We start from the raw sequence: 26,414 nt of genomic DNA, 5'->3' as shown, positions 1-26,414 counted from the left end.
ACTATCCCGTTAAATCTTCAGTTCTTGGGGCTGCTGAGCGGTGTGCGGGTGAGCAGAACCCTTGTACACCTTCAGCTTGCGATACATGTCGCGACCCAGCGGGTTCTTCGGCAGCATGCCTTTGACCGCGGTCTCGATCACGCGCTCAGGGGCCTTGGCAATCAGCTTCTCGAAGTTGATTTCCTTGATGCCGCCCGGGAAGCCGGAGTGCGAGTAGTACATCTTGTCGGTAGTCTTGGCACCGGTCACACGTACCTGCTCGGCGTTGATCACGACGATGTAGTCGCCGGTGTCAACGTGCGGGGTGTATTCCGGCTTGTGCTTGCCGCGCAGACGGCTAGCAATTTCGGTGGCCAGACGACCCAGGGTCTGACCGGCAGCGTCGACGACATACCAGTCGCGCTTAACAGTTTCCGGTTTTGCAGTAAAAGTCTTCATTCGCTATAGCCTCAGGGGCCGCCCTGAAAATAAGACGGCGGATCTTACTGAATAGTGCTCGCCCTGGCAACACAGGGCAGCCGGAAACAGACGCTATCGGGGGCTCGGGTCAGCGCGTCCGCACACGGCATGGGGGTTTCGGCGGGCTAGGCATCCCCACCTTCCTTCTTCGCGAGCTAGGCATCCCCGCAAAGAAAGCCGCAGAATTATGCCGATTGCGTGAAAAATTTCAACCTGATTTGATAGCTATCTTTGCCACCAGAGGAGCGCTGCATGGAATTCCGCCAACTCGGCAACACCGATATCAGGGTCAGCAGCCTGTGCCTGGGCACCATGACCTGGGGCGAACAGAACACCGAGGCAGAGGCATTCGCGCAGATCGAGCGTGCCAAATCCTACGGCATCAACTTCCTGGACACCGCCGAGATGTACCCGGTCCCGCCCCGCGCGGAAACCTACGCGGCGACCGAAACCATCATCGGCAACTGGTTCGCCAGGAACAGGGACCGCGCCGACTGGGTGCTCGCCAGCAAGGTGGCCGGGCCGGGCAACGGCATCACCCATATCCGTGGCGGCAACCTCAAGCACAACCGCCAGCACATCACCGCGGCACTGGATGCCAGCCTCAAGCGCCTGCAGACCGACTGGATCGACCTCTACCAGTTGCACTGGCCAGAGCGCAGCACCAACTTCTTCGGCCAGCTGGGCTACCAGCACCGTGACGAAGACTTCACCCCGCTCCAGGAAACCCTCGAAGTCCTCGCCGAACAGGTGAAGGCCGGCAAGATCCGCCATGTCGGCCTGTCCAATGAAACGCCCTGGGGCACGATGAAGTTCCTGCAACTGGCCGATCAGCTTGGCCTGCCCCGCGCCGCCTCCATCCAGAACCCCTACAACCTGCTCAATCGCAGTTTCGAAGTGGGCCTGGCGGAAGTGGCGATCCGCGAGCGCTGCGGCCTGCTGGCCTATTCACCGCTGGCGTTCGGCATGCTCTCCGGCAAGTACGAGAACGGCGCGCGCCCGGCCAACGCCCGCATCAGCCTGTTCAGCCGCTTCGCCCGCTACACCAACCCGCAGGCCCAGGCCGCCTGCTCGCGCTACGTGGCGCTGGCCCGCGAACATGGCCTGGACCCGGCGCAGATGGCCCTGGCCTTCGTCACCGCGCAGCCTTTCGTCACCAGCAACATCATTGGCGCCACCACTCTGGGGCAACTGGAGAGCAACCTCGCCAGCAGCGAGCTGACGCTGCCGGATGCGGTACTTGAAGGCATCGCCGAGATCCATCGGAGCCAGCCCAATCCCGCCCCCTGACCTAGTCGAACAGACCCGGCGCGACATCCCGTGCAATCGGCATGTCGCCCCGCCGGGAGGCCAGCCGATCCGCCAGCCGGGTCGGCTCCGGCAGCCGATAGCCCCGACAGCCCCGCACGACCAGCTCCAGCGCGCTGTGCATGGATACGCGATGCCCCGGCGAAACCACCAGCGGCGCGACCCGATCGCGACTGCGCAGCATCCAGCCGACCTGCTCGCCGTCGTGCTCCAGCGGCACATGATCGCCACGCCTGAGACCCGGCTCCTCGTGATACCCCACCAGCACCTTCTTCGCGACCCCGATGGTCGGCAGCCCGGTGACCACGCCCAGGTGCGAAGCGATGCCGAGCCGACGCGGATGGGCGATGCCCTGCCCGTCGCAGAACACCAGGTCCGGCCGCTGCGGCAGCCCGGCCAGCGCCTCCAGCAGGGCCGGCAGCTCTCGGAAGGACAACAGCCCCGGCACGTAGGGCATGGACGTCGGCACCCGCGCCACCACCTGGCCCAGCAGGCGGTAGTCATCGGCATCCAGCAACACGGCGGCGGCCCGGGTGATCTGGCCACCCTCCTCGAAGCCGACATCGACGCCCGCCACCACCTTCAGCGGCGTGAAATCGTCGACCAGCAGCACCCGCGCTGCCAGATCGCCCTGCAGGCGCTCGGCGTGGCGGACGCTGCCGTCCCAGTCATCGAAGGGGGAAGAACTCATGAGCAGGCTCCAAAAGATCGACACAAGGTAGACCCGGAGCCTGCAGGAAGGGTCCGCCGCACAGCCCGGCGGCGGACCAGGGGACTTACAGCGAGCGCGCGATGATCTCTTTCATGATCTCGTTGGTGCCCGCATAGATGCGCTGCACACGGGCATCGGCCCAGGCGCGCGCCACCGGGTATTCCCACATGAAGCCGTAGCCGCCGTGCAACTGGACGCATTCGTCCAGCACCTTGCATTGCAGGTCGGTGCCCCAGTACTTGAGCATCGCCGCAGTGGGTACATCCAGCTTGCGCTGCAGGTGCAGCTCCAGGCAGCGGTCGACGAACACGCGGCCTACCTGGATCTCGGTCGCCATTTCCGCGAGCTTGAAGCGGGTGTTCTGGAACTCGGCGATGGCCTTGCCAAAGGCCTTGCGATCGCGGGTGTAGTCGAGGGTCCACTTCAGCGCCGCCTCGGCCGATGCCAGCGCGCCGATACCAACGGTCAGGCGCTCCTGGGGCAGTTCCTGCATCAGGTAGGCGAAGCCCATGCCGGCCTGGCCCAGCAGGTTCTCCTTGGGCACGCGCACGTCCTGGAAGAACAGCTCGGAAGTGTCCTGGGCCTTCATGCCCACCTTCTCCAGGCGCTTGCCCTTGGAGAAGCCCGGCGTGCCCGCCTCAACCAGGAACAGGCTGGTGCCCTTCGCGCCGGCCTTGGGATCGGTCTTGGCGACCACGATCACCAGGTCGGCCAGGTAGCCGTTGGTGATGAAGGTCTTGGAGCCGTTGATCACGTATTCGTCGCCGTCCAGCACGGCAGTTGTCTTCACGCCCTGCAGGTCCGAGCCCGCGCCAGGCTCGGTCATGGCGATGGCGGTGACCAGCTCGCCGGTCACCATGCGCGGCAGGTACTTCTGCTTCAGCGCCTCGGAGCCGTAGTGGAGGACATAGGGTGCGACGATGTCCGAATGCAGCGAGAAGCCGATGCCGGTCAGGCCCAGGCGGCCGATCTCCTCGATCACCACCGTGCTGTACAAGAAGTCGGCGCCCATGCCGCCGTACTCCTCGGGGATGTGCGAGCAGAGCATCCCGGCCTCCCCCGCCTTGTTCCACAGCGCGCGGTCGATGTAACCGTCCTTCTCCCACTGGTGATGGAAGGGCACCGCCTCCTGTTCGAGGAACTTGCGCACGCTGTCGCGGAAGAGTTCGTGATCGGAGCTGAACAGGGTTCTGGGAATCATGCGGTCACCTTGGCGGATGCGTCTGGGTTCGAGGTTGAAGGCCAGAGACTGTAGGACAGTCGTACCAGACGCACACTGGACAGTTGCGACAAAAAATAAGACGATCCAGCCGGCTAATGACCGCTTTCCCCTTATAAGAACAAGACCATGACCAACCAGCAGTCCCCCATCCTAAGACGGGTGAGCATCCTCGCCACCGAAGGTGTCTTCGCTTCCACCCTGATGCAGGCCAAGGATTTCTTCCACATGGCCAGCCTCCGCTACAGCAAGCTCCAGGGCCTCGGCCTCAAGCCCGCGTTCGAGATCCACCTGGTCAGCCCGGACGGCCTGCCCGTGCGCAGCTTCAGCGACGTGATCATGCCGGTCGACGGTGCGCTGGAGGAGGCCGACATCATCATCCTTCCAGCCTTCTGGGATGACTTCGACGCCCTCTGCGAGCGCCACCCCCAGGTCCTGCAATGGCTGCGCGAGCGCCATGCCGCCGGCAGTTCCATCTGCGGCGAGGCCACCGGCGTGTTCTGGATGGCCCAGGCCGGGCTGCTCGATGGCAAGGAAGCGACCACCTACTGGCGCTTCTTCCGCGAGTTCGGCGAACGCTTCCCCAAGGTGCTGCTCAACCAGGAAAAGCACCTGTCGGATGCCGACAACCTCTACTGCGCCGGCGGCGTCACCTCCGCCTGCGACCTGTACATCTACCTGATCGAACGCTTCTGCGGCGCCAGCATCGCCCAGGCCGTCTCCCGCGACATCCTCTACGAAGTGCAGCGCAGCTACGCCCCCGGGCGCATCGGCTTCGGCGGGCAGAAGCTGCACCAGGACGTGACCATCCTGCAGATCCAGCACTGGCTCGAGGAGCACTTCGCCGACAAGTTCCGCTTCGAGGACGTCGCCCGCGACCACGGCATGAGCATCCGCAACTTCATGCGGCGCTTCCAGGCCGCCACTGGCGACAAACCCCTGCACTACCTGCAACGGTTACGCATCGAAACAGCCAAGGGCCTCCTATCGGCGACCCGCAAGAGCATCAAGACCATCAGCTACGAAGTGGGTTACGACGACGCCAGCTTCTTCGCCCGACTGTTTCGCCAGCACACCAATCTCTCCCCCAACCAGTACCGCAGGCAGTTCCAGCACAAGGGCGACTGAGGCGGCCATCCCAAGGATGGGTTGGCCGGTGGCGGCAGCGAATTATGATCCGGGCATGGTCCCCAGAGGGGTGTCCGAACCTTTTCCGTCAGCGGTACGGCGGATGAAGAACAACAATAAAAGGTACTCAACCATGCGCCGTTACCTGCTTGCCCTGCTGGCTGCCGCCAGCTTCACAGCCGTCGCAGACGACTGGAAACCCTTCCCCTACGACCAGGCCGCCTACGACTACTCCGGCGACAAGCTGCGCCAGGCCTGGCCCCAGCTGACCCGTGGCTTCGGCCCCGACTACCCCTTCCCGGATGCCGACTGGGTGGTGACCATGGCCACCCAGAACCCCAAGGCGCTGGAAATGACCGTGACCGGCAACACCGGCTTCACCGGCAAGCCCGAGGAAGCCGAGGCCTATGCCGCCAGGCTGCAGGACGTGTGGCGCCTGATGTTCAAGGGTGACTTCGCCGAGGCCAAGAAGCAGGGCCTGGCGCTGGGCGTCGGCGGCCAGGTGCCGGCGATGTTCGCGCAGGTGATCTACGCGATGTTCCTGGCCCCCAACCAGGAGGAGAAGCACCGCCTGCTGGAGGAAGTGATCAAGTACACCGACGAGGCCGGCGAGTTGGTCCAGGCCGATACCGTGGCCCAGTTCGGCCGTGTCTACGCCAAGGCCCGCCTGGGTGAAGAGCTGTCGGTACCAGTGGTACTCAAGCGCGGCTACACCAGCCAGATCCCCGAGGAACTGGACGCCCTGCTGCAGAAGCAGCCGCGCCAGCCCTTCGCCCTCGCGCTCTACGGCGGTTACGAAGCCGGCGTGATCCGCAAGGTCGGCAAACTGGTCGGGAAAATGACCTATGGGGTCAGCTCGGACAAGATGGAGCAGTACTTCACCCGCTCCTTCAGCGCCAAGGATGACCTGCCGATCGGCCACTACGAGTACGCCAATGCACTCGTCTACGTCTACGGCGACGACGAAGAGCAGAAGGTCATGGAGCACCTGAAGAAAGCCGTGGCGATCAAGCCGATCAACGCCATGGAGGCCCTGGAAGTGGCCCATGCACAGCAACTGCTGAAGCAGTATGAGAAGGAAGTGGCGCAGCGCTGAAGCTGCAAGCTGCAAGCTGCAAGCTGCAAGCTGCAAGCTGCAAGCTGCAAGCTGCAAGACAGGGTGCGGACCGGTTGAATCGGTCCGCACTTTTTTCTTGAGGCTTGAAACTTGCGGCTTGCCGCTTATGCCCTCAAGGCTTATGCGGCCGCGAGAGGAACTCGTGGGACTGCATCTCCAGCAAGCGGCTTAGGGTGCGCTGGAACTCGAAGGTCAGGCGACCACCGGTGTACAGGTCCTTCAGCTCCACTTCGGCGGAGATGATTAGCTTGACGTTGCGGTCGTAGAACTCGTCCACCAGGTTGATGAAGCGCCTCGCCATGTCGTCCTTGGTCACGCCCATCTGCTCGACGTTGGCCAGGATCACCGCGTGGAAGATCTTGCCCAGCTCGATGTAGTCGTTCTGGCTGCGCGGGCCATCGCAAAGCTCGCGGAACTCGAACCAGGCGACGTCCTCGCACACGCGGATCGCACGGATCTCGCGGTTCTCGATCATCAGCGCCTCGTTCTCCTGGGCCTGGGTGCAGTCGGGCAGCAGGCTCCTGAAGCTCTTCTTCAGGCTGGCCTCGGCCTCGTCGCCCAGAGGCCAGTGGAACAGTTCGGCCTGCTCGAGGGCGCGCAGCCGGTAGTCCACGCCGCTGTCGACGTTGACGATGTCGGTGTGCTGCTTGAGCAAGGCGATGGCCGGCAGGAAACGAGCGCGCTGCAGGCCGTCCTTGTACAGGCCGTCCGGGACGATGTTGGAGGTCGCCACCAGGCTCACGCCGTTCTTGAACAGCTCATCCAGCAAGGTGGCGAGGATCATCGCGTCGGTGATGTCGGAGACGAAGAACTCGTCGAAGCAGATCACCCGGGCCTCGTCGGCGAAGCGCTTGCCGATGATGGTCAGCGGGTTCTTCTCGCCCTTGAGAGTACGCATCTCTTCGTGCACGCGCTTCATGAAGCGGTGGAAGTGGGTGCGCATCTTCTCCTTGAACGGCAAGGCATCGAAGAAGGTGTCGACCAGGTAGGTCTTGCCGCGCCCTACGCCGCCCCAGAAGTACAGGCCCTTGACCGGCCCCTGGCGCTTCTTGGCGAACAGGCTGCCAAACAGGCCGGGCTTGCTCTGGCTGTCGGCGATCAGGTCGTCGTACAGGCGCTGCAGATGGCGGACGGCAGTTTCCTGCGCGGCGTCGTGGAAGAAGTCCGGCCGCTTGAGATCGGCCTGGTAACGCTCGAGGGGGGTCATGATCGGTAGCAAGGCAACGAAAAACGGGGTCGTCACTTTAGCGACGGCCCCGTTTCTTGGCAATCGGCCAGCTACGCCGGCCGTAAGAAAGCGCCTTACTCCTGGGGAGCAAGGGCCTCGCGCAAACGCTGCACGGCGGCGTCACGGGCTTCGGAATCAGCGAACTCGCCGCCCTGCCCCACAACCTCGCCATCGAGCCACAGGCCGTAGCTGGTGCCTTCGGCGCGGATATCCAGGACGCTGCCGTCCTGCAGGCGCTTGGTCACCAGGCCCGAAGACTTGCCATCGGCAAAGGTCCGGGACAGCAGCAACTGCTCGCCATCGGCAGCCAGCAGGCGGAAGCGGAAGCTGCCGTCGTCTTCGCGGAAGCTCACGAAGCGCGCACTCTTGGCCGCTTTCTTCTTGCCGGTATCGGCGCTCTGCACGTTGCTGCGGAAGGAGCGCAAACCGACCGCCTCGCGCAGCTCGTTGAGGAAGGGCGTCGCGGTCTTGCGGGCCTTGGCGGCACCGGCAAGGAGGATGTCTTCCAGATCGGCCGGGCGCTCGATAAGCGCGTGATAACGCTCGCGGGCTTCACCCAGCTCGTTGTCCAAAAGCTGGAACAGACGCTGCTTGGCTTCGCCCCAGGCTAGGCCATCGAGCAGCTCGGCACGGAAGGCCGCCAGTTGGGCCGGCGTGGAGAAGGCCTGGTAGAGGGTGTACAGGTGGGAGCTGTCCGGGTCCTTTGGCTCGCCGGGGGCGCGCGAGTCGGTGACGATGCGGGCGATGGCGTCCTTCAGCTGCTTGGCGCTGCCGAACAGCGGGATGGTGTTGTCGTAGCTCTTGGACATCTTGCGACCGTCCAGGCCCGGCAGGGTCGCCACTTCCTCCTCGATCACCGCCTCCGGCAGGGTGAAGAGCTCGCGCCCGGCGCCGAACAGGTGGTTGAAGCGCTGGCCGATGTCGCGGGCCATTTCCACGTGCTGGATCTGGTCACGGCCGACCGGCACCTTGTGGGCGTTGAACATGAGGATGTCCGCCGCCATCAGCACCGGGTAGCTGTACAGGCCCATGGTGACGCCGGCATCCGGGTCCTCGCCGTTCTCCACGTTCTTGTCCACCGACGCCTTGTAGGCGTGTGCGCGGTTGAGCAGGCCCTTGGCCGCAACGCAGGTGAGCAGCCAGGTGAGCTCGGGGATCTCGGGGATGTCCGACTGGCGGTAGAAGGTCGCCTTGTCGGTGTCCAGGCCGCAGGCCAGCCAGGTGGCGGCGATCTCCAGGCGCGAGCGCTGGATACGCGCCGGGTCGTCGCACTTGATCAGCGCGTGGTAGTCGGCCAGGAAGTAGAAGGAATCGACGTCGGCATCACGGCTGGCGACGATGGCAGGACGGATGGCGCCGGCGTAGTTGCCGAGGTGCGGGGTACCGGTGGTGGTGATGCCGGTGAGGATACGAATGGTCATGGGGGATCGCTTGTCGGACGGCTGTCGGGGTCAGAGGCGCGGCAGGACCAGATCCTTCAGATCGGTCAGCTTGCCATGAAAGAAGTGCCCGCATTCTGCCACTTTCAGCAGCTCATGGGAGCGTTGCAGGGATGCAGACCAGTCATACACCGCCTGCGGCTCGACGACCTCGTCGGTGTCCGGCTGGATCACCGTCAGCTCGCCATGCGCGGGCAGCGGCGTCTCGACGGTCAGGCGCTTCACCGCTGGCGCCACCATGAGCAACCGGGGCACGTCGATGCCCTGCCGTTCCAGGCGGCCGGCCAGGCTCGCCGCGACGAAACCGCCGAAGGAAAAACCGAACAGCGTCAGCGCCAGTTCCGGACGCTGGGCGCGGAACCAGTGGGCGGCCGCTTCGGCGTCATCCACCTCACCGGTGTTCATGTCATGGCTGCCGGCGCTGGCGCCGACGCCGCGGTAATTGAAGCGCAGGGTGCTGTAGCCGGCATCGCGGGCGGTGCGCTGCAGGGTGGAGACGACCTTGTTGAGCATGGTCCCGCCCTGGATCGGGTTCGGGTGGCAGATCAGCGCCAGCCCCTTGGCATCGGGCAGGTCGAGATGAAGCGCTTCCAGCTGGCCACTTGGCCCCTGGAGCAGAATGGGATTTTCACGATTGGACAACGGGAACTCCGTGACCCCGGACCGGGTCGACTCGTCTTGGTTAAGCACCACAGGCTTGCGTCGCGGTATACAGCGCGGATTCGAGCCGTTAACGTAATGCAAAGCTGCTTATAGAGGAAGGACTCGTGGAACAGTCGCTCACGGCCTGGTTGTTGCCAGCACTCGCTCTGCTCGCCGGTATCGGCATCGGTTTTCTGGTCGCCCGACTGCTGCCCGGCACCGCGCCGAACCGCACGCAGCGGCAACTGGATGACCTGCAGGCACGCTTCGATACCTATCAGAGTGAAGTGGTCACCCACTTCAACACCACCGCCAGCCTGGTGAAGAAACTCACCCAGAGCTACCAGGAAGTGCAGGAACATCTGTCCGATGGCGCCAGCCGCCTGGCCCTGGACGAACTGACCCGCCAGCGCCTGCTCGCCGCCCTGCACACGGACGACGCCCCCGGCCCGCGCGAACGCCTGACCCCGCCGCGCAGCCACGAGGCGCCCAAGGACTACGCGCCCAAGTCGCCGGATGGCCCGGGCACCCTGGATGAGAACTTCGGCCTCAAGGGCAAGTACTGATCCCTGGATGCGTCGAAAGAAGCCCCGCCCCGGCGGGGCTTTTTCATTTCAGCACCAGCCCGTTTCCCCGGACTGAAGTCCGGGCTGCACCCGAGCCACCTGGGCGGGAGTTGGGGCCCTGGATGGCGCAAAGAAAAAGCCCCGCATCAGCGGGGCTTTCTCATTGCGGAGCGATCAGATCGCGCCGCGGCTGCGCAGCAGGTCGAGCACCGCCTTGACGCCCTCTTCCACCGACTGGCTCTGGGTGTCGATCACCAGGTCGGCATTCAGCGGCACGTCGTAGGGGAAGGACTCACCAGGGATGTTGTCCTGGTCGGCCGCGTAGAGCCCTTGCGGGTCACGCTCGCGGCAGACCTGCGGGGACGCCTGGACGTATACGGTGATCAGGCGATCACTGCCGATCAGCACCTTGGCCTGTTCACGCCCCTCGGCGTCCGGCGCGACGAAGGCGGCCAGGGTCAGCAGGCCGGCTTCGTTGAACTGGCGCGCCACATGGGCGGCACGGCGCCAATTCTCGGTGCGCCCGGCGCGATCCTGCGGCAAGCCCTTGTTCAGGTCGTGACGGAGGTTCTGGCCATCGAGGACGTAGACCGCGCGGCCCATGTCGAACAGCTTGCGCTCTACGGCATAGGCCAGGGTGCTCTTGCCGGCGCCGGACAGGCCGCTGAACAGCACGGTGGCCGGCTTCTGGCCGAAGCGCGCGGCACGCTCCTCGGTGGAAACGTGGGCAGACTCGCCATGAATGCCCTGGCCACCGGCAGCAACCGGTGCGGCGATGATCATGCCGGCGCCGACGGTGCCGTTGGTGAGGCGGTCGATGACGATGAAAGCGCCGGTGGTGCGATTGCGCTCATAGCCGTCGAGGGCGATGGGCGCATCCAGGCTGACCTTGACCTTGGCGATCTCGTTCAGTTGCAGGTCGCTGGCGGCCCCCTCTTCCAGGGTATTCACGTCCACCTTGTGGGTGATGCTGGCGATGGAGCCCGGCACATAGCTGGTGGCGCGCTTGATGTCGTACTTCTTGCCCGGGAGCATCGGCTCCTCGGACATCCACACCAACATGGCCTCGAAGCCGTCGGTGACCTGCGGACGGTTGTCGGCATGCACCAGCATGTCGCCACGGGATACGTCGATCTCGTCTTCGAGGGTCAGCGTGATGGCCTGGCCGGGGCCGGCCTGCTCCAGCTCGCCTTCGAAGGTGACGATGGACTTGATCTTGCTGCCCTTGCCCGAGGGCAGCACGACGACCTCGTCGCCCTTGTGCACGATGCCGCTGGCCAGGGTGCCGGCGAAGCCGCGGAAGTTCAGGTTGGGGCGGTTGACGTACTGCACCGGGAAGCGCATGTCGTCGAAGTTGCGATCACCGGAAACCTCGACGGTCTCGAGGATTTCCATCAGCGACTGGCCGGTGTACCAGGGCGAACGCTCGCTCTTGTTCACCACGTTGTCGCCCTTCAGCGCCGACATCGGCACGAAGTGGAGGGAGGTCGGGTTGAGCTTGATGCGCTCGGCGAACTGCAGGTAGTCGGCCTTGATCGACTCGAACACGCCCTGATCGAAATCCTTCAGGTCCATCTTGTTGATGGCGACGACGATGTGCTTGATGCCCAGCAGCGATGCGATGTAGCTGTGGCGGCGGGTCTGGGTCTGCACACCGTAGCGGGCATCGACCAGGATGATCGCCAGGTCGCAGGTGGACGCGCCGGTGGCCATGTTGCGCGTGTACTGCTCATGGCCGGGGGTGTCGGCGATGATGAACTTGCGCTTGGCGGTGGAGAAGTAGCGGTAGGCGACATCGATGGTGATGCCCTGCTCGCGCTCGGCCTGCAGGCCATCCACCAGCAGCGCCAGGTCCACTTCGTCACCCGTGGTGCCGACCTTCTTGGAATCGCGGGTGATGGCTTCCAGATGGTCTTCGTAGATCATCTTGGAGTCGTGCAGCAGGCGCCCGATCAGGGTGCTCTTGCCGTCGTCGACGTTGCCGCAGGTGAGGAAGCGCAGGAGTTCCTTGCGCTCGTGCTGGGCCAGGTACGCGAGGATGTCCTGGCTGATCAGATCGGATTGATGGCTCATTTCACTCAAGCTCCAAGCTGCAAGCCTCAAGCGGCAAGCTCGTCGGCGTCCAGCTAGACAGAAATTTTGTTGATCAACCCCGTGAGCATTCTCGACAGCTCGCGGGTTTCGACTACCCAATCAGCGGCAAGCGATTCCGCTATGTACCCGATTTCAGCTCCGATCATCAGCTGGGTTCGCAGCTCACCGCAGGATGCCTTGGCTATCCACAGATACCGGCATTTTTCCTTGGCGCTTCCGCGTTCCATACCCTCGGCGATATTGCTGGGTACGGACAGCGCCGAACGGGTTACCTGATCCTTGAACCCGGCATCGCGGCAGTCCGCGAACGCCCTGTAGATGCTTACCGTGAGCTGCTTGGATCTTCGCCAGACATCGAGTCGCTCGAAATCCATTCGAACTCCAATCATTCCCTGCTTGAAGCTTGTCGCTTGCTGCTTGCAACCGCTTTCTAGAAATACCCCTGCCGCTTTTTCTCTTCCATCGAACCGGCGCCGTCATGGTCGATGACGCGGCCCTGGCGTTCGGAAGTTCGGGTCAGGAGCATTTCCTGGATGATGTCGGTGAGGCTGGTGGCCTCCGACTCGACCGCACCGGTCAGCGGGTAGCAGCCCAGGGTGCGGAAACGCACCATGCGCTTCTCGATGCGTGCCTTCTCTTCGTCCGAGAGGTGCTCCAGGATGCGGTCGTCGTCGATCATGATCAGCGTGCCGTTCTTCTCGATGACTTCGCGCTCGGCGGCGAAGTACAGCGGCACGATCGGGATCTGCTCCAGGTAGATGTATTGCCAGATGTCCAGCTCGGTCCAGTTGGAGAGCGGGAAGACGCGGATGGATTCGCCCTTCTTGACCTTGCCGTTGTAGACGTTCCACAGCTCGGGGCGCTGGTTCTTCGGGTCCCAGCGGTGCTTGCTGTCGCGGAAGGAGTACACGCGCTCCTTGGCGCGGGATTTCTCCTCGTCGCGGCGGGCGCCGCCGAAGGCCGCATCGAAGCCGTACTTGTCCAGAGCCTGCTTGAGGCCCTCGGTCTTCATGATGTCGGTGTGCTTGGCACTGCCGTGGGTGAAGGGGTTGATGCCCTGTGCCTTGCCCTCGGGGTTCACGTGGGTGATCAGCTCGAGGCCCAGGTCGGCGACCATCTTGTCGCGGAACCGGTACATCTCCTGGAACTTCCACTGGGTATCGACGTGCATCACCGGGAACGGCAGCTTGCCCGGGAAGAAGGCCTTGCGCGCCAGGTGCAGCATGACGGCGGAGTCCTTGCCGATGGAGTACAGCATCACCGGGTTATCGAATTCGGCGGCCACCTCACGAATGATGTGGATACTTTCCGCCTCCAGCTGTTTCAGGTGCGTCAGTTTGTCGAGCATGGCTACTCACGGATTTCTTATCTGATACGACGGCCTGCGGGCCGTGGACGAGGGCGCACTCTAGCACAGCGCCTTCTTCTATTCAGGGGCCCACTTAGAACGAAACGATCTAGCTTTATACCTGCCGGAATGGGCGTTCCGGGGCGGCTTTCTAGATGGGATTGGGGCAGTCGATGAACAGGTGTTCGATGGCGAAACGCCGCGCCAGGTAGTCCCCCAGCGCCTGCACGCCATAGCGTTCGGTGGCGTGGTGGCCGGCGGCGATGAAGCTGATGCCGTTTTCCCGCGCACTGTGGAAAGTCTGCTCCGAAGCCTCGCCGGTCAGGTAGAGATCGACGCCGGCGGCGATGGCCGTGTCGATGTAGCCCTGGCCGCCGCCGGTGCACCAGCCGATGCGGCGGATCATCTCCGGGCCCTCCACCAGCAGCGGTTCGCGACCGAGCACATCCTGCACGCGGCGGGCGAAGTCGCGCGGGGTGAGGGGCTCGGCCAGGGAGCCGACGAGGCCGACGGTGCGCGGGTTGTCAGGCTCCAGCGGGCCTTCGACGGTGATGTCCAGCTGGCGGGCGAGCTGCACGTTGTTGCCCACTTCCGGGTGCACGTCCAACGGCAGGTGGTAGGCCAGCAGGCTGATGTCATTGGCCAGAAGGGTCTTCAGGCGCCGCTGCTTGATGCCGACCACGCAGGGGTTCTCCCCCTTCCAGAAATAGCCATGGTGCACCAGCACCACATCGGCCTCGGCTTCCACCGCCGCATCCAGCAATGCCTGGCTCGCGGTCACCCCGCTGACGATGCGTCGAACCTGCGGCCGGCCCTCGACCTGGAGGCCGTTTGGGCAGTAGTCCGAGATCCGCGAAGCCCCGAGAAAACGCTCCGCTTCCTCCACCAGGGTGGTCAGTGCAATGGCCATCTGCCTCTCCTCACAAGCTGTTGCGAGCGGCTATTTTATTGGCGGCCGCCCCGTATAATGGCGCCACCTTAAGGGGCACCCTCGCCCCTCGCAACCCTCAGGATTCCCCTCGATGCTCAAGGCCCTGCGTTTCTTCGGCTGGCCCCTGCTTGTCGGCGTACTCGTAGCACTGCTGATCATCCAGCAATACCCCGAACTGGTGGGCCTGCCCCGCCAACAGGTGCACCTGCAGGAAGCGCCCAAGTACAGTTTCTCGCGCCAGGGGCCGGAGTCCTATGCGGAGGCGGTCAACAGCGCCTCCCCCGCGGTGGTCAACCTCTACACCACCAAGGTGGTGAGCAAGCCGGCCCATCCGCTGTTCGAAGACCCGCAGTTCCGCCGCTTCTTCGGTGACAACCTGCCCCGCCAGCGGCGCATGGAATCCAGCCTGGGCTCGGCGGTGATCATGAGTCCCGAGGGCTACCTGCTGACCAACAACCACGTCACCGCCGGTGCCGACCAGATCGTGGTCGCCCTCAAGGACGGCCGCGAGACCCTCGCCCGCCTGGTGGGCAGCGACCCCGAGACCGACCTCGCGGTGCTCAAGATCGACCTCGACAACCTGCCCGCCATCACCCTCGGGCGCTCCGACAACATCCGCATCGGCGACGTCGCCCTGGCCATCGGCAACCCCTTCGGCTTCGGCCAGACCGTGACCATGGGCATCATCAGCGCCACCGGCCGCAACCAGCTCGGCCTCAATACCTACGAGGACTTCATCCAGACCGACGCCGCCATCAACCCGGGCAACTCCGGCGGCGCGCTGGTGGATGCCGGCGGCAACCTGATCGGCATCAACACCGCGATCTTCTCCAAGTCCGGCGGCTCCCAGGGCATCGGCTTCGCCATCCCCGCCAAGCTCGCCCTCGACGTGATGAAGGCCATCATCGAACACGGCCAGGTGATCCGGGGCTGGCTCGGCATCGAAGTGCAGCCGTTGACGCCCGAACTGGCCGAATCCTTCGGCCTCGAAGGCCGCCCGGGCATCGTCATCGCCGGCATCTACCGCGATACCCCCGCGCAGCGCGCCAACCTGCAGCCGGGCGACATCATCCTCAGCATCGACGGCGAGCCCGCCGGCGACGGTCGCCGCTCCATGAACCAGGTGGCGCGTACCAAGCCGGGCGAAAAGGTCAGTGTCGAGGTGATGCGCAACGGCAAGATCATCGAGCTTTCCGCCGAGGTTGGCCTGAGGCCCCCGCAACAGACCGCACCCGCGGACAACGACTGACCCGAACGGCGCCTGATGGCGCCGTTCTTGTTTCTGCCCCCAACGCCCTCTCCCTCGAACGCAGCAGATGAAAGATGAAAAAATAAAATGTTATGTTATTACATCTTTAACGCCCTGAGACCCACCGACAATGAAGTCACGCAGCATCGCCTCGGTCGCCGGACTGGCCCTTGGCCTGGCCAGCGGCAGCGCCCATGCCACCCCGCTTGAACTCGAAGAAATCACCATCGAATCACGCCACGAACGCGCCGACGGCCCCGTCACCGGCTATCGCGCCACCCGCTCGGCGAGCGCCACACGAACCGACACCGACCTGCGCGACGTCCCCCAATCCGTCGCCGTCGTTCCCGCCCAGGTGCTGGACGATCTCGGCACCACCCGCGTCGACCGCGCGCTGGATTTCGCCGGCGGCGTCTCCCGGCAGAACAACTTCGGCGGCCTGACCTTCCTCAACTACAGCGTGCGCGGCTTCACCACCGGCGAGCTGTACAAGAACGGCTTCGCCATCAACCGCGGAAGCTACAGCTCGCCGGACGCCAGCGGCATCGAGCGCATCGAGGTGCTCAAGGGCCCGGCGGCGAGCCTCTATGGGCGTGGCGACCCGGGTGGCCTGGTCAACATCGTCACCAAGAAGCCCGAGGAGGAAGCCTTCGCCCGCTTCCAAGCCAGCGCAAGCAGTTGGGATCGCTACCGCAGCAGCCTCGACGTCAACACGCCGCTGGATGACGCCGGCACCCTGTTGTCGCGCATCAACCTCGCGGTGGAGGACAACCAGAGCTTCCGCGACCACGTCGGCAGCGAGCGCCTGGTGATCACCCCGTCCCTGAGCTGGCAGCTGAGCCCGGACACGCGCCTGCTGATCGAGAGCGAGTTCGTGCGCCATGAATCGGTGTTCGATCGCGGCATCCCCGCCCCTGGCAACCAGCTCGGCACGGTCAAGCGCTCCACCTTCCTCGGCGAGCCCAACGACGGCGAGATCCGCAACCGCAACCAGATGCTGCAGGTCAGCCTCGAGCACTACCTGAACGACGACTGGAAGCTGCGCCTGGCCAACCAATACGCCCAGGGCCACCTCGCCGGAGACTCCTCGGAGACCTCGCGCCTGTCCGGCGACCTCGTCAGCCGCTTCTACCGCCAGCGCGATTTCGAGTGGAACACCAGCATCACCCAGGCCGAGCTGCACGGCAGCTTCGCCACCGGCGCCTGGCAGCACCAGACCCTGATCGGGCTCGAGTACGAGAACTACCGCAACAGCCAGAAGTACCCCCAGAGCGACACCCTATTCAGCTACGGCGTGGATATCCGCAACCCCATCTACGGCCAGCCCAAGCCCGCGCTCACCCGCAAGAACGACTTCTTCGAGCGGGTGGAAAGCCATTCTCTGAACCTGCAGGACCAGATCGCCATCACCGATCGGTTGCGCGGGCTGGCCGGCGTGCGCCTCGAACGCTTCGGGCAGGCGGCGCTGGACCGCTCCACGCGCATCCGCAACGCCCAGCACAAGGATGTCGTCACCCCGCGTCTCGGGTTGCTCTACCAGCTCACCCCGGAAGTCGGCGTGTTCGCCAACGCCTCCACCTCGGTCAAGCCCAACGCCATCAGCAGCCAGGGCACGGTGTTCAAGCCGGAGAAAGGCGTCGGCTATGAGAGCGGGGTCAAGCTGGACCTGCTCGAAAGCCGCCTTGGCGCCACGATCGCGCTCTTCCATATCGAGAAGGAGAACGTGCTGACCGCCAACCCCAGCGACCCGGGCCAGAACATCGCCGCCGGCAAGGCACGCAGCCAGGGCCTGGACATGCAGGTCGCCGGCCAGCTCACCGACGCCGTCCGCCTGATCGGCGCCTACGCCTATATCGATGCCGAGGTGACCGAGGACAACACCCTCCCCAAAGGCAGCCGCCTGCTGGGTATCGCCAGGCACAGCGGCAGCCTGATGGGGGTCTACGAGTTCCAGGACGGCTGGCTGCGCGGCTCGGATGTCGGCGCGGCCGCCAACCATGTCGGCGACCGCTCAGGCCAGGCCGGTAGCGCCTTCGAACTGCCCGCCTACAGCACCCTCGACCTGCTCGCCCACTACAAGGCCAGCGACGACATCAGCATCGGCCTGAACCTCAACAATGTCTTCGATCGCAAGTACTACGAGCGCTCCTACAACAGCGTCTGGGTACTGCCCGGCGACCCGCGCAACCTGACCCTCAGCCTTACCCTCAACCTCTGACAAGGACTCCCCCATGCGACTCCACAGCAAACTGCTGCTCACCGCCGCCCTCGGTGCCCTGCTCGCCGGCCAAGCGCAGGCCCACGGCCTCTGGACCGAACAGCGCCGCGGCAACATCGAAGTGATCTACGGGCACGGCGCCGAGGACGACGCCTTCAAGGCCGAAAAGGTCAGCGGCGCCTGGGCCTATGACGCAGCCGGCAAGATGATTCCGGTCACCATCCAGCGCCTGGACGACCACGCTCGCCTGCAACCGCTGACGCCGCCTGCCAGCCTCGCCGTGGCGCTGGACAACGGCGCCTGGTCGCAGACCGCCGACAAGCAGTGGATCAACAAGGGCCGCGACCAGGTGAAAGACGCCGTCGCCTCCATCCACACCTGGAAGTACAGCCTGGCGATCTACCGTGAAGGCGCGAAGCTGCCGACGATGGAGCGCCTGCGACTGGTCATCGTGCCGCAGGTCGACCCGCTTGCCGTCGGCCCGGGCAAACCGCTGCCCGTGCAGGTACTGATGGACGGCAAGCCGGCGGCGGGCATCGAGCTGTTCGGCGACTACCGCAGCGACCCGCACACCGTCAGTGCCACCACCGATGCCCAGGGCAAGGCCAAGGTACTGGTGCGCAACGCCGGACTCAACGTGATCGCCGCCCAGGCCACCGTGAAGAGCGACAAGGACCCTGAGGCGGAGGAGCACGGCTTCTTCACCTCGCTGACCTTCGTCGGCGAAGCGCATCACGAGTGACGGGCCGCACCCGTCCATGAAAAAAGCCGAGGCGGTTTCCCGTCTCGGCTTTCTTGTTCGCGGCCCCGCAATCAACCGGCGTCGAGCGCGTCCAGCAATGCCTGGTTCTGCTCCGGCGTACCGATGGTGATGCGCAGGAACTGGGCGATGCGCGCCTGCTTGAAGTGACGCACGATCACGCCCTTCTCGCGCAAACCGGCGGCGATGCCCGCCGCGTCCTTGTCCGGGTGCCGGGCGAAGACGAAGTTGGCCGCCGAAGGCAGCACCTCGAAACCACGCTTGGCCAACTCGCTCACCACCCACTCGCGGCTGTCGATGACCTTGCGGCAGGTTTCCTCGAAGTACGGCTTGTCTTCGAAGGCCACGGCGGCGCCGGCGATGGCCATGCGATCCAGCGGGTAGGAGTTGAAGCTGTTCTTGATCCGCTCCAGGGCCTCGATCAGGTCCGGGTGCCCCACCGCCAGGCCTACGCGCAGGCCGGCCAGGGAACGGGACTTGGACAGTGTCTGGGTGACCAGCAGGTTCGGGTAGCGATCCACCAGGGCGATGGCGCTCTGGCCGCCGAAGTCGATGTAGGCCTCGTCGACCACCACCACCGAATCCGGGCTGCCCTGCAGCAGCCTCTCCACGGCCTCCAGCGCCAGCAGGCAGCCGGTGGGGGCGTTCGGGTTGGGGAAGATGATGCCGGCATTGGGGCGCGCATAGTCCTCGACGCGGATCTGGAACTGCTCGTCCAGCGGCAGCGCCTCGAAGGGGATGCCGTAGAGACCGCAGTAGACCGGGTAGAAGCTGTAGGTCACGTCCGGGAACAGCAGCGGGCGGCCGTGCTGGAACAGGCCATGGAAGATGTGCGCCAGCACCTCGTCCGAGCCGTTGCCGACGAACACCTGGGCGGTCGTCACGCCGTAGTGCTCGGCCACCGCCTGCTTGAGGCGGTCGCTGTTCGGGTCCGGGTACAGGCGCAGGCTGTCACCCAGTTCCGCCTGCATGGCGGCGATGGCCTTCGGCGACGGGCCGTAGGGGTTCTCGTTGGTGTTCAGCTTCACCAGGTTGGCGATCTTCGGCTGCTCGCCCGGAACGTAGGGCACCAGCTCCTTGACGAAGGGACTCCAGAACTTGCTCATGCTCACTCCCCCTTGATCCGGTATTCGGCACTGCGGGCGTGGGCGGTCAGCGACTCGCCACGGGCCAGCACGGACGCGGTCTTGCCCAGCTCGGAGGCACCGTCTGCAGAGCAGAAGATGATCGACGAGCGCTTCTGGAAGTCATACACGCCCAGCGGCGAGGAGAAGCGCGCGGTGCCGGAGGTGGGCAGCACGTGGTTCGGGCCGGCGCAATAGTCGCCCAGCGCTTCGGCGGTGTAGCGGCCCATGAAGATGGCGCCGGCATGGCGGATCTGCGGCAGCCAGGCCTGCGGGTCGGCGACCGACAGCTCCAGGTGCTCGGGAGCGATGCGGTTGGCGACGGTGATCGCCTGTTGCATGTCGGCGACCTGGATCAGCGCGCCACGACCTTCGAGGGAGGTGCGGATGATCTCGGCACGTTCCATGGTCGGCAGCAGTTTCGCGATGCTGGCGGCCACCTTGTCGAGGAACTCGGCATCGGGGCTGACCAGGATGGACTGGGCGTCTTCGTCGTGCTCGGCCTGGGAGAACAGGTCCATGGCGATCCAGTCCGGGTCGGTCTGGCCGTCGCAGACGACGAGGATTTCCGAGGGACCGGCGATCATGTCGATGCCCACCTGGCCGAACACGTGGCGCTTGGCGGTGGCGACATAGATGTTGCCGGGGCCGACGATCTTGTCCACCTGGGGCACGCTCTCGGTGCCATAGGCCAGCGCGGCCACGGCCTGGGCGCCGCCGATGGTGAAGACGCGATCGACGCCGGCCACGCAGGCGGCGGCGAGGACGATCTCGTTGATCTCGCCACGCGGGGTCGGCACCACCATCACCACTTCGGCGACGCCTGCGACCTTCGCGGGAATGGCGTTCATCAGCACGGACGACGGGTAGGACGCCTTGCCGCCCGGCACGTAGAGGCCGGCACGGTCCAGCGGGGTGACCTGCTGGCCCAGCACGGTGCCATCGGCCTCGGTGTAGGTCCAGGAATCCTGTTTCTGTTTCTCGTGGTAGAGGCGCACGCGCTCGGCGGCGGTCTCCAGGGCCTGGCGCTGCTCGGCGGTGATGCGGGTCAGGGCCAGTTCCAGGCGCTCGCGCGGCAGAATCAGGTCGGCCATGGAGTCGACGGCCAGGCCATCGAAACGCTGGGTGAACTCGACCAGGGCGGCATCGCCGCGCTCGCGCACGGCCTTGATGATTTCGAGGACGCGCTGGTTGACCGACTCGTCGGATACGCTTTCCCAGCTCAGCAGATGATCCAGATGACGGGCGAAGTCCGGATCAGCGGCATTGAGTCGGCGAACAGCGGTTTGAACGGTCATAGCGGGCCTCATTATTGGCAAATGCTCGGGCGCCGCTAGAGTAGCAAGCCCACCGTGCGGGCACCCGAGATTATTGGCTATGACACGGATAGGCGGGTGCGGCCGGGGCCGCACGGGTGTCAGTCGTGGTGTCGCGACTCGACCGCCTGGCGCAGGGTGTCGATCAGCGCCTGGATACGGGCGTGCTGCATCTTCATCGAGGCCTTGTTGACCACCAGGCGGGAGCTGATGGTGGCGATCAGTTCCTGGGGTTCCAGGCCATTGGCACGCAGGGTGTTGCCGGTGTCGACCACGTCGATGATCTTGTCGGCCAGGCCGACCAGCGGGGCCAGCTCCATGGAACCGTAGAGCTTGATCACTTCGACCTGGCGACCCTGTTCGGCGTAGTAGCGCTTGGCGACGTTGACGAACTTGGTGGCCACGCGCAGGCGCCCCTTGGGTTCGGGCACGCCGACCGCGCCGGCGGTCATCAGCTTGCAACGGGCGATGCGCAGGTCCAGGGGCTCGTACAGGCCCTGGCCGCCGTACTCCATCAGCACATCCTTGCCGGCCACGCCGAGGTCCGCCGCGCCATGCTCGACATAGGTCGGCACGTCGGTGGCACGGACGATCAGCAGGCGCACGTCATCCTGGGTGGTGGGGATGATCAGCTTGCGGCTCTTGTCCGGGTTCTCGGTGGGGACGATGCCCGCTTCCGCCAGCAGCGGCAGGGTGTCGTCGAGGATGCGGCCCTTGGATAACGCGATGGTGAGCATGGAACTGGATGTCCTTGGCTTCGGCCCTCTGCGGGCCCTTGAGGGAGCGTGCGGGCCGACCGGCAATGGTCGGCCCGAGCGTCACCTAACCCGGCACGCGGCGGATCTTGGCGCCGAGCAGCTGCAGTTTTTCCTCGATGCACTCGTAACCACGGTCGATGTGGTAGATGCGGTCGATCAGGGTGTCGCCCTCGGCGACCAGGCCGGCGATGACCAGGCTGGCGGACGCCCGCAGGTCGGTGGCCATGACCGGAGCGCCCTTGAGCTGCGGAACGCCGGTGACGATGGCGGTGTTGCCCTCGACCAGGATCTGCGCACCCATGCGGTTCATCTCGTAGACGTGCATGAAGCGGTTTTCGAACACGGTCTCGATGACCGCACCGGTGCCTTCGGCCACGGCGTTCATGGAAATGAACTGGGCCTGCATGTCGGTGGGGAACGCCGGGTACGGCGCGGTGCGCACGTTGACCGCTTTGGGGCGGTTGCCCTTCATGTCCAGCTCGATCCAGTTGTTGCCGGTGCTGATGTGGGCACCGGCCTCTTCCAGCTTCAGCAGCACGGATTCGAGGATGGTCGGATCGGTGTCCTTGAGCTTGACGCGGCCACCGGTGGAAGCGGCGGCCACCAGGTAGGTGCCGGTCTCGATGCGGTCGGGCATCACGCTGTAGCGCGCGCCGCCGAGGCGCTTCACGCCGTCGATGATGATGGTGTCGGTACCGGCGCCCTGGATCTGCGCGCCCATGGCGATCAGGCAGTTGGCCAGGTCGACCACTTCCGGCTCGCGTGCGGCGTTTTCCAGCACGGTACGGCCGTTGGCCAGGGTGGCGGCCATCATGATGTTCTCGGTACCGGTCACGCTGACGGTATCGAAGAAGAAGTGCGCGCCACGCAGGCCACCGGCCGGTGCCCGGGCCTTGATGTAGCCGCCGTCGACGTCGATCAGCGCGCCCATGGCCTCGAGGCCGCGGATGTGCAGGTCGACCGGGCGGGAGCCGATGGCGCAGCCGCCGGGCAGCGCCACTTCGGCTTCACCGAAGCGCGCGACCATCGGGCCGAGCACCAGGATCGAGGCGCGCATGGTCTTCACCAGCTCGTAGGGCGCGACCAGGGTCTTGATGGTGCTGGCGTCGACTTCGACGCTGAGCTTCTCGTCGATCACCGGCTGCACGCCCATGCGACCGAAGAGCTCGATCATGGTGGTGATGTCGTGCAGGTGCGGCAGGTTGCACACGGTGACCGGGGTATCGGCCAGCAGGGTGGCCGCTAGGATCGGCAGGGCCGAGTTCTTGGCGCCCGAAATACGGATTTCGCCATCGAGGCGTTGGCCGCCGGTAATAATCAGTTTGTCCATTTGGAATCTCGTCGCCCGTAGGCTCAGGAACGCTCGGCCCAGCCAGCGAGGCTGAAGAATTTCATGGTGACCGCGTGGATGCTGCCATCGGCGATCCAGGCGTTCAGATGGGCATAAACCTGCTGCTGGCGCTTGACCGGGCTCATGCCGGCCAGCTCGTCGCTGATCAGATTCAACTGGAAGTTGCAGCCTTCCCCTTCAACTACCACCTCGGTTCCGGGCAGCTTCGCCTCCAGGAGGCTTTTCACTTCTACGGCCTGCATGCTCAACCTCAATCGGCGCCCTACGCGCGCGGGTCGGCCATGATACAAAAAAGCCCTCCGCCTGCGAACCCCGCGCGAGCAAGGTCTGACGGAGGGCTTTCGACGTCTTTCACACTTCCAGCGGCAGCAGCTCGTCGAGCCCGGAGACGCCGGCGATCTGCCGCATGTCCTCGGGCAATGCGCGGATGCTCAGCGTCTTGCCGGCCTTGCGTGCATCCCGCATGAAGGCCAGCAGCAGCGACAGGCCGACGCTGCTGGACTTCTCGACACCGGAGCAGTCCAGCACCAGGTCGCCCAGGCCGTGCTCGCGGATCAGCCGGGCGCCGGTCTCGCGCAATTCGGGGCCGCTACGGAAGTCCAGCACGCCGGAGAGCTTCAACTCCCCGCCGGTGCCGGCGCTGAGGGTTGCGTCACTCATGACCGGCGGCCTTCTGGCCTTCCTCGGTCTGCTTGGCCTTGGCCACCACCTCGGCCCAGCCGTCGATGGTCTTGTCCAGGTCGTTGCCGTTCTTCTGCATGGTGTCGGCGAACTGGTCGCGGAACAGCTTGCCGATGTTGATGCCGTTGATGATCACGTTGCGCAGCATCCACTGGCCATCAAGGTTGACCATGGTGTAGGACACCGGATAGACCGTGCCCTTGCTGTCCTTCACTTCCATGCCGACGCTGGTGCGCTCGGGATCTTCCTGCTTGGCGGGCAGCACGCGGATGTCCTGGTTGTCGTACTCCAAGAGGGCGTTGCCGTAGAACTGCATCAGGCTGCGCTTGAAGTTCTCCTGGAAGCGGGTCATCTGCTCCGGGGTCGCCTTGCGCGAGTACTTGACCGTCATGATGCTGCGGGAGATGCCATCGGCATCCACCACCGGACCGAGGATATTGTTCAGCGCATCGTAGAAGGCGCCCGGGTTGCTGCGGTACTGCTGCTTGTTGGCCTTGAGGTCGCTGAGCAGCTTGTCGGTGGTCTGCTGCACCACATCGCGCGCGCTCGGCGCCGCGTTGGCCAGCAGGGGCAGCGCGGCGAGCAGAACCAGCAGGCCGTTACGCATTGCTTTGATCATGTCGAAGGTCCTCACTTGCTTTCCTTATTCACCGTGTTGAGCAGGAACTTGCCGATCAGGTCTTCCAGCACCAGCGCGGACTGGGTGTCGCGGATGGTGCCGCCGTCCTTCAGCAGCTGGTCGTCGCCGCCGACGCTGATGCCGATGTACTTCTCGCCCAGCAGGCCGGCAGTGAGGATGGAAGCGGTGGAATCGGTCGGCAGGTTGTCGACGCGCTTCTCCAGCTCCATGGTGACCCTGCCGGTGTAGCTTTCGCGGTCCAGATCGATGGCGGTGACCTTGCCGATGGTCACACCGGCCATGGTCACTTTTGCTCTGACAGTCAAACCGGCGATATTGTCGAAATGCGCATAGACCTTATAGGTTTCGCTGGCGCCACCGACCGACAGGCCGCTCACGCGCAACGCCAGGAGCAGCAGGGCGAGCAACCCGGCCAGGAGGAACAGGCCGACACCAATTTCCAGGGTGCGGATTTGCATCAGAAATCTCCAAACATCAAGGCGGTCAGGATGAAGTCGAGCCCCAGCACGGCCAGCGAGGCATAGACCACGGTTTTAGTCGTTGCGCGGCTGATCCCTTCGGAGGTCGGCTCGCAGTCATAACCCTGGAACACGGCGATCCAGGTCACCACGAAGGCGAAGACCACGCTTTTCAGCACGCCATTCAGCACATCTTCGGTGAATTCGACACTGTTCTGCATGTTGGCCCAGAAGGAGCCATCGTAGACCCCCAGCCAATCGACGGCGACCATCGCACCGCCCCAGATTCCCACCACGCTGAAGATCATCGCCAGCAACGGCATGGAGATGAAGCCGGCCCAGAGCCGCGGGGCGATGATGTACTTGAGCGGGTCGACGCCGATCATCTCCAGGCTGGAGAGCTGCTCGGTGGACTTCATGTTGCCGATCTCGGCCGCCAGCGCGGAACCGGCACGCCCGGCGAACAGCAGCGCGGTGACCACGGGCCCCAGCTCACGCAGCAAGGTCAGTGCGACCATCTGGCCGACCGCCTGCTCGGAGCCGTACTCCACCAGGATGTTGTAGCCCTGCAAGGCCAGCACCATGCCGATGAAGACACCGGACACGACGATGATCGGCAGCGACAGCACGCCGACGAAATACAGTTGCTTGACCAGCAGCTGGAAACCCGCGCCGGTGCCGGTACGGCCGAACAGCGCACGCAGCAGGAACAGGGTGGAACGGCCCAGCGCCTCGACGACGTCCAGGCCGGCACGCCCGAGCAGGCGGATGCGCTCGAGCGGAGACTTCTTGCGCATCAACGCTCTCCCAGCAAATCGTTGCGGTAATCGGGTGCCGGGAAGTGAAAGGGCACCGGCCCGTCGGGGATGCCTTTCATGAACTGGCGGATCCTCGGGTTATCCGACTCCATGAGCTCGGCGGGGGTCCCCTGCCCCAGCACCTGGGCATCCCCCACCACATAGATGTAGTCGGCGATGCTGGCGGTTTCCGCCAGGTCATGGGAGACCACGATGCTGGTGATGCCCAGGGCATCGTTGAGGAGGCGGATGAGCCGCACCAGTACGCCCATGGCGATGGGGTCCTGACCGACGAAAGGCTCGTCGTACATGAGGATCTGCGGGTCCAGTGCGATGGCGCGGGCCAGGGCCACACGGCGCTTCATGCCACCGGAGAGTTCGTCGGGCATCAGGTCGATGGCGCCGCGCAGGCCGACCGCCTGCAGCTTCATCAGGACAATGTCACGAATCATTTCCTCGGGCAGCTTGGTATGCACCCGAAGCGGGAAGGCGACGTTCTCGAACACATCGAGATCGGTGAACAGCGCACCGCTCTGGAACAGCACGCCGAACTGCTTGCGCATGTCGAACAGGTCGGCCCGGGACAGCGTCGGCAGGTTCTGACCGTTGACCCAGACCTCTCCAGCCGCTGGCTTGAGCTGCGCGGCGATGAGGCGCAGCAGGGTGGTCTTGCCACAGCCGGACGGCCCCATGATCCCGGTGACCTTGCCACGCGGGATACGGATATCGACGTTCTGGAAAATACTGCGTGTGCCGCGATTGAAGGTGACGCCCTTCAACTCGACGGCGTAAGCGTTATCAGCGCTCATCTGTACTCCTTGCGATGCGGCCATCCCTGCTGAAGACGTCGCCTCCGGCAGCCGGGACACGA

27 protein-coding genes are annotated in these 26,414 nt (G+C 64.8%); 7 read left to right on the top strand and 20 right to left on the bottom strand.

The window, feature by feature from the left end; translation table 11 throughout:
- Nucleotides 1–9: 9 nt before the first annotated feature.
- Nucleotides 10–438 (bottom strand): 50S ribosomal protein L13, encoded by a 429-nt coding sequence (gene rplM, locus HSX14_RS06650; RefSeq protein ID WP_021217864.1) that lies wholly within the window; start codon nt 436–438, stop codon nt 10–12.
- A 273-nt stretch (nt 439–711) separates the two neighbouring features.
- On the opposite strand from rplM, the gene HSX14_RS06645 reads away from it, so the two are divergent.
- Nucleotides 712–1,749 carry an NADP(H)-dependent aldo-keto reductase gene (locus tag HSX14_RS06645; protein WP_173173163.1) on the top strand — a complete coding sequence of 346 codons (1,038 nt, stop codon included), beginning with the start codon at nt 712–714 and terminating at the stop codon, nt 1,747–1,749.
- 1 nt (nt 1,750) lies between these two features.
- Here HSX14_RS06645 and nfi read toward each other — a convergent pair whose 3' ends face one another.
- Together nfi and HSX14_RS06635 are read right to left on the bottom strand one after the other, a co-directional pair.
- Entirely contained in the window at nt 1,751–2,458 is a 708-nt protein-coding gene (nfi, locus tag HSX14_RS06640) for a deoxyribonuclease V (protein WP_173173165.1), read from the bottom strand.
- A gap of 85 nt (nt 2,459–2,543) precedes the next feature.
- Nucleotides 2,544–3,680: an acyl-CoA dehydrogenase family protein gene (locus HSX14_RS06635; RefSeq protein WP_173173167.1), complete on the bottom strand. Its 1,137-nt coding sequence runs from the start codon at nt 3,678–3,680 to the stop codon at nt 2,544–2,546.
- 246 nt (nt 3,681–3,926) lie between these two features.
- Between HSX14_RS06635 and HSX14_RS06630 the strand changes: the two genes are divergently transcribed.
- Both HSX14_RS06630 and HSX14_RS06625 read left to right on the top strand, forming a co-directional pair.
- Entirely contained in the window at nt 3,927–4,826 is a 900-nt protein-coding gene (locus HSX14_RS06630) for a GlxA family transcriptional regulator (RefSeq protein WP_173173587.1), read from the top strand.
- A gap of 133 nt (nt 4,827–4,959) precedes the next feature.
- Entirely contained in the window at nt 4,960–5,922 is a 963-nt protein-coding gene (locus HSX14_RS06625; protein ID WP_173173169.1) for a hypothetical protein, read from the top strand.
- Between the two features lie 133 nt (nt 5,923–6,055).
- Here the strand turns inward: HSX14_RS06625 and zapE are convergent, their stop codons facing one another.
- The 3 genes from zapE to HSX14_RS06610 all read right to left on the bottom strand — a co-directional run bounded on the left by zapE (nt 6,056) and on the right by HSX14_RS06610 (nt 9,252).
- The gene (zapE, locus tag HSX14_RS06620; protein WP_173173171.1) at nt 6,056–7,150 is read right to left on the bottom strand and encodes a cell division protein ZapE; all 1,095 of its coding nucleotides are present in this window, start codon (nt 7,148–7,150) and stop codon (nt 6,056–6,058) included.
- 95 nt (nt 7,151–7,245) lie between these two features.
- The gene (locus tag HSX14_RS06615) at nt 7,246–8,592 is read right to left on the bottom strand and encodes a tryptophan--tRNA ligase (protein WP_173173174.1); all 1,347 of its coding nucleotides are present in this window, start codon (nt 8,590–8,592) and stop codon (nt 7,246–7,248) included.
- 30 nt (nt 8,593–8,622) lie between these two features.
- Nucleotides 8,623–9,252 carry an alpha/beta hydrolase gene (locus HSX14_RS06610; RefSeq protein WP_173173176.1) on the bottom strand — a complete coding sequence of 210 codons (630 nt, stop codon included), beginning with the start codon at nt 9,250–9,252 and terminating at the stop codon, nt 8,623–8,625.
- A gap of 125 nt (nt 9,253–9,377) precedes the next feature.
- Between HSX14_RS06610 and HSX14_RS06605 the strand changes: the two genes are divergently transcribed.
- Nucleotides 9,378–9,818 carry a Z-ring associated ZapG family protein gene (locus HSX14_RS06605; RefSeq protein ID WP_111262483.1) on the top strand — a complete coding sequence of 147 codons (441 nt, stop codon included), beginning with the start codon at nt 9,378–9,380 and terminating at the stop codon, nt 9,816–9,818.
- A 174-nt stretch (nt 9,819–9,992) separates the two neighbouring features.
- On the opposite strand, the gene cysN is transcribed toward HSX14_RS06605, so the two are convergent.
- From cysN to HSX14_RS06585, 4 genes are all read right to left on the bottom strand, one after another.
- Nucleotides 9,993–11,891, bottom strand: a complete 1,899-nt coding sequence (gene cysN, locus HSX14_RS06600; protein WP_173173178.1) for a sulfate adenylyltransferase subunit CysN — start codon at nt 11,889–11,891, stop codon at nt 9,993–9,995.
- Between the two features lie 53 nt (nt 11,892–11,944).
- A complete protein-coding gene (locus HSX14_RS06595) occupies nt 11,945–12,286 on the bottom strand; it encodes a four helix bundle protein (protein WP_173173180.1) in 342 nt (113 codons plus the stop codon).
- A 56-nt stretch (nt 12,287–12,342) separates the two neighbouring features.
- Nucleotides 12,343–13,260, bottom strand: coding sequence for a sulfate adenylyltransferase subunit CysD (cysD, locus tag HSX14_RS06590; RefSeq protein WP_021217853.1), 918 nt, complete (start codon nt 13,258–13,260; stop codon nt 12,343–12,345).
- Nucleotides 13,261–13,411: 151 nt separating this feature from the next.
- On the bottom strand, nt 13,412–14,170 hold the full coding sequence (locus HSX14_RS06585) for a Nif3-like dinuclear metal center hexameric protein (protein ID WP_173173182.1): 759 nt from the start codon (nt 14,168–14,170) through the stop codon (nt 13,412–13,414).
- A gap of 112 nt (nt 14,171–14,282) precedes the next feature.
- Here HSX14_RS06585 and algW point away from each other — a divergent pair, with 112 nt between their 5' ends.
- From algW to HSX14_RS06570, 3 genes are all read left to right on the top strand, one after another.
- A complete protein-coding gene (gene algW / locus HSX14_RS06580) occupies nt 14,283–15,440 on the top strand; it encodes a Do family serine endopeptidase AlgW (RefSeq protein WP_173173184.1) in 1,158 nt (385 codons plus the stop codon).
- Between the two features lie 130 nt (nt 15,441–15,570).
- A complete protein-coding gene (locus HSX14_RS06575; RefSeq protein ID WP_173173186.1) occupies nt 15,571–17,658 on the top strand; it encodes a TonB-dependent siderophore receptor in 2,088 nt (695 codons plus the stop codon).
- A gap of 13 nt (nt 17,659–17,671) precedes the next feature.
- Nucleotides 17,672–18,400 (top strand): DUF4198 domain-containing protein, encoded by a 729-nt coding sequence (locus HSX14_RS06570; protein ID WP_173173188.1) that lies wholly within the window; start codon nt 17,672–17,674, stop codon nt 18,398–18,400.
- 71 nt (nt 18,401–18,471) lie between these two features.
- Here HSX14_RS06570 and hisC read toward each other — a convergent pair whose 3' ends face one another.
- The 10 genes from hisC to HSX14_RS06520 all read right to left on the bottom strand — a co-directional run bounded on the left by hisC (nt 18,472) and on the right by HSX14_RS06520 (nt 26,352).
- Entirely contained in the window at nt 18,472–19,524 is a 1,053-nt protein-coding gene (hisC, locus tag HSX14_RS06565) for a histidinol-phosphate transaminase (RefSeq protein WP_173173190.1), read from the bottom strand.
- 2 nt (nt 19,525–19,526) lie between these two features.
- The gene (gene hisD / locus HSX14_RS06560; protein ID WP_173173192.1) at nt 19,527–20,840 is read right to left on the bottom strand and encodes a histidinol dehydrogenase; all 1,314 of its coding nucleotides are present in this window, start codon (nt 20,838–20,840) and stop codon (nt 19,527–19,529) included.
- Between the two features lie 119 nt (nt 20,841–20,959).
- The gene (hisG, locus tag HSX14_RS06555; RefSeq protein WP_111262492.1) at nt 20,960–21,595 is read right to left on the bottom strand and encodes an ATP phosphoribosyltransferase; all 636 of its coding nucleotides are present in this window, start codon (nt 21,593–21,595) and stop codon (nt 20,960–20,962) included.
- An 85-nt stretch (nt 21,596–21,680) separates the two neighbouring features.
- The gene (gene murA, locus HSX14_RS06550) at nt 21,681–22,946 is read right to left on the bottom strand and encodes a UDP-N-acetylglucosamine 1-carboxyvinyltransferase (protein ID WP_043241471.1); all 1,266 of its coding nucleotides are present in this window, start codon (nt 22,944–22,946) and stop codon (nt 21,681–21,683) included.
- 23 nt (nt 22,947–22,969) lie between these two features.
- The gene (locus HSX14_RS06545; protein WP_173173194.1) at nt 22,970–23,209 is read right to left on the bottom strand and encodes a BolA family protein; all 240 of its coding nucleotides are present in this window, start codon (nt 23,207–23,209) and stop codon (nt 22,970–22,972) included.
- A gap of 109 nt (nt 23,210–23,318) precedes the next feature.
- Nucleotides 23,319–23,627, bottom strand: a complete 309-nt coding sequence (locus HSX14_RS06540; protein WP_173173196.1) for an STAS domain-containing protein — start codon at nt 23,625–23,627, stop codon at nt 23,319–23,321.
- Complete coding sequence (locus HSX14_RS06535; RefSeq protein ID WP_173173198.1) at nt 23,620–24,267, bottom strand: MlaC/ttg2D family ABC transporter substrate-binding protein; 648 nt, start codon at nt 24,265–24,267, stop codon at nt 23,620–23,622. Before HSX14_RS06535 ends, HSX14_RS06540 begins: the two co-directional genes overlap by 8 nt.
- An 11-nt stretch (nt 24,268–24,278) precedes the next feature.
- Entirely contained in the window at nt 24,279–24,746 is a 468-nt protein-coding gene (mlaD, locus tag HSX14_RS06530; RefSeq protein WP_021217841.1) for an outer membrane lipid asymmetry maintenance protein MlaD, read from the bottom strand.
- Complete coding sequence (mlaE, locus tag HSX14_RS06525; RefSeq protein ID WP_111262495.1) at nt 24,746–25,543, bottom strand: lipid asymmetry maintenance ABC transporter permease subunit MlaE; 798 nt, start codon at nt 25,541–25,543, stop codon at nt 24,746–24,748. Before mlaE ends, mlaD begins: the two co-directional genes overlap by 1 nt.
- Nucleotides 25,543–26,352, bottom strand: a complete 810-nt coding sequence (locus HSX14_RS06520; RefSeq protein ID WP_111262496.1) for an ATP-binding cassette domain-containing protein — start codon at nt 26,350–26,352, stop codon at nt 25,543–25,545. The genes mlaE and HSX14_RS06520 overlap by 1 nt, the downstream gene beginning before the upstream one ends.
- Between the last annotated feature and the right edge of the window lie 62 nt (nt 26,353–26,414).

It is taken from the genome of Pseudomonas tohonis, from assembly GCF_012767755.2.
GTDB lineage: Bacteria > Pseudomonadota > Gammaproteobacteria > Pseudomonadales > Pseudomonadaceae > Metapseudomonas > Metapseudomonas tohonis.
The sequence above is the reverse complement of the archived record's forward strand: the minus strand, read 5'-3'. Positions and strand labels throughout refer to the sequence as shown.

What these genes read in the sequence shown, in the direction of transcription:
- rplM (WP_021217864.1), bottom strand. Translation starts at nt 438, where the DNA reads ATGAAGACTTTTACTGCAAAACCGGAAACTGTTAAGCGCGACTGGTAT.
- HSX14_RS06645 (WP_173173163.1), top strand. Translation starts at nt 712, where the DNA reads ATGGAATTCCGCCAACTCGGCAACACCGATATCAGGGTCAGCAGCCTG.
- nfi (WP_173173165.1), bottom strand. Translation starts at nt 2,458, where the DNA reads ATGAGTTCTTCCCCCTTCGATGACTGGGACGGCAGCGTCCGCCACGCC.
- HSX14_RS06635 (WP_173173167.1), bottom strand. Translation starts at nt 3,680, where the DNA reads ATGATTCCCAGAACCCTGTTCAGCTCCGATCACGAACTCTTCCGCGAC.
- HSX14_RS06630 (WP_173173587.1), top strand. Translation starts at nt 3,927, where the DNA reads ATGGCCAGCCTCCGCTACAGCAAGCTCCAGGGCCTCGGCCTCAAGCCC.
- HSX14_RS06625 (WP_173173169.1), top strand. Translation starts at nt 4,960, where the DNA reads ATGCGCCGTTACCTGCTTGCCCTGCTGGCTGCCGCCAGCTTCACAGCC.
- zapE (WP_173173171.1), bottom strand. Translation starts at nt 7,150, where the DNA reads ATGACCCCCCTCGAGCGTTACCAGGCCGATCTCAAGCGGCCGGACTTC.
- HSX14_RS06615 (WP_173173174.1), bottom strand. Translation starts at nt 8,592, where the DNA reads ATGACCATTCGTATCCTCACCGGCATCACCACCACCGGTACCCCGCAC.
- cysN (WP_173173178.1), bottom strand. Translation starts at nt 11,891, where the DNA reads ATGAGCCATCAATCCGATCTGATCAGCCAGGACATCCTCGCGTACCTG.
- HSX14_RS06595 (WP_173173180.1), bottom strand. Translation starts at nt 12,286, where the DNA reads ATGGATTTCGAGCGACTCGATGTCTGGCGAAGATCCAAGCAGCTCACG.
- cysD (WP_021217853.1), bottom strand. Translation starts at nt 13,260, where the DNA reads ATGCTCGACAAACTGACGCACCTGAAACAGCTGGAGGCGGAAAGTATC.
- HSX14_RS06585 (WP_173173182.1), bottom strand. Translation starts at nt 14,170, where the DNA reads ATGGCCATTGCACTGACCACCCTGGTGGAGGAAGCGGAGCGTTTTCTC.
- algW (WP_173173184.1), top strand. Translation starts at nt 14,283, where the DNA reads ATGCTCAAGGCCCTGCGTTTCTTCGGCTGGCCCCTGCTTGTCGGCGTA.
- HSX14_RS06575 (WP_173173186.1), top strand. Translation starts at nt 15,571, where the DNA reads ATGAAGTCACGCAGCATCGCCTCGGTCGCCGGACTGGCCCTTGGCCTG.
- HSX14_RS06570 (WP_173173188.1), top strand. Translation starts at nt 17,672, where the DNA reads ATGCGACTCCACAGCAAACTGCTGCTCACCGCCGCCCTCGGTGCCCTG.
- hisC (WP_173173190.1), bottom strand. Translation starts at nt 19,524, where the DNA reads ATGAGCAAGTTCTGGAGTCCCTTCGTCAAGGAGCTGGTGCCCTACGTT.
- hisD (WP_173173192.1), bottom strand. Translation starts at nt 20,840, where the DNA reads ATGACCGTTCAAACCGCTGTTCGCCGACTCAATGCCGCTGATCCGGAC.
- hisG (WP_111262492.1), bottom strand. Translation starts at nt 21,595, where the DNA reads ATGCTCACCATCGCGTTATCCAAGGGCCGCATCCTCGACGACACCCTG.
- murA (WP_043241471.1), bottom strand. Translation starts at nt 22,946, where the DNA reads ATGGACAAACTGATTATTACCGGCGGCCAACGCCTCGATGGCGAAATC.
- HSX14_RS06545 (WP_173173194.1), bottom strand. Translation starts at nt 23,209, where the DNA reads ATGCAGGCCGTAGAAGTGAAAAGCCTCCTGGAGGCGAAGCTGCCCGGA.
- HSX14_RS06540 (WP_173173196.1), bottom strand. Translation starts at nt 23,627, where the DNA reads ATGAGTGACGCAACCCTCAGCGCCGGCACCGGCGGGGAGTTGAAGCTC.
- HSX14_RS06535 (WP_173173198.1), bottom strand. Translation starts at nt 24,267, where the DNA reads ATGATCAAAGCAATGCGTAACGGCCTGCTGGTTCTGCTCGCCGCGCTG.
- mlaD (WP_021217841.1), bottom strand. Translation starts at nt 24,746, where the DNA reads ATGCAAATCCGCACCCTGGAAATTGGTGTCGGCCTGTTCCTCCTGGCC.
- mlaE (WP_111262495.1), bottom strand. Translation starts at nt 25,543, where the DNA reads ATGCGCAAGAAGTCTCCGCTCGAGCGCATCCGCCTGCTCGGGCGTGCC.
- HSX14_RS06520 (WP_111262496.1), bottom strand. Translation starts at nt 26,352, where the DNA reads ATGAGCGCTGATAACGCTTACGCCGTCGAGTTGAAGGGCGTCACCTTC.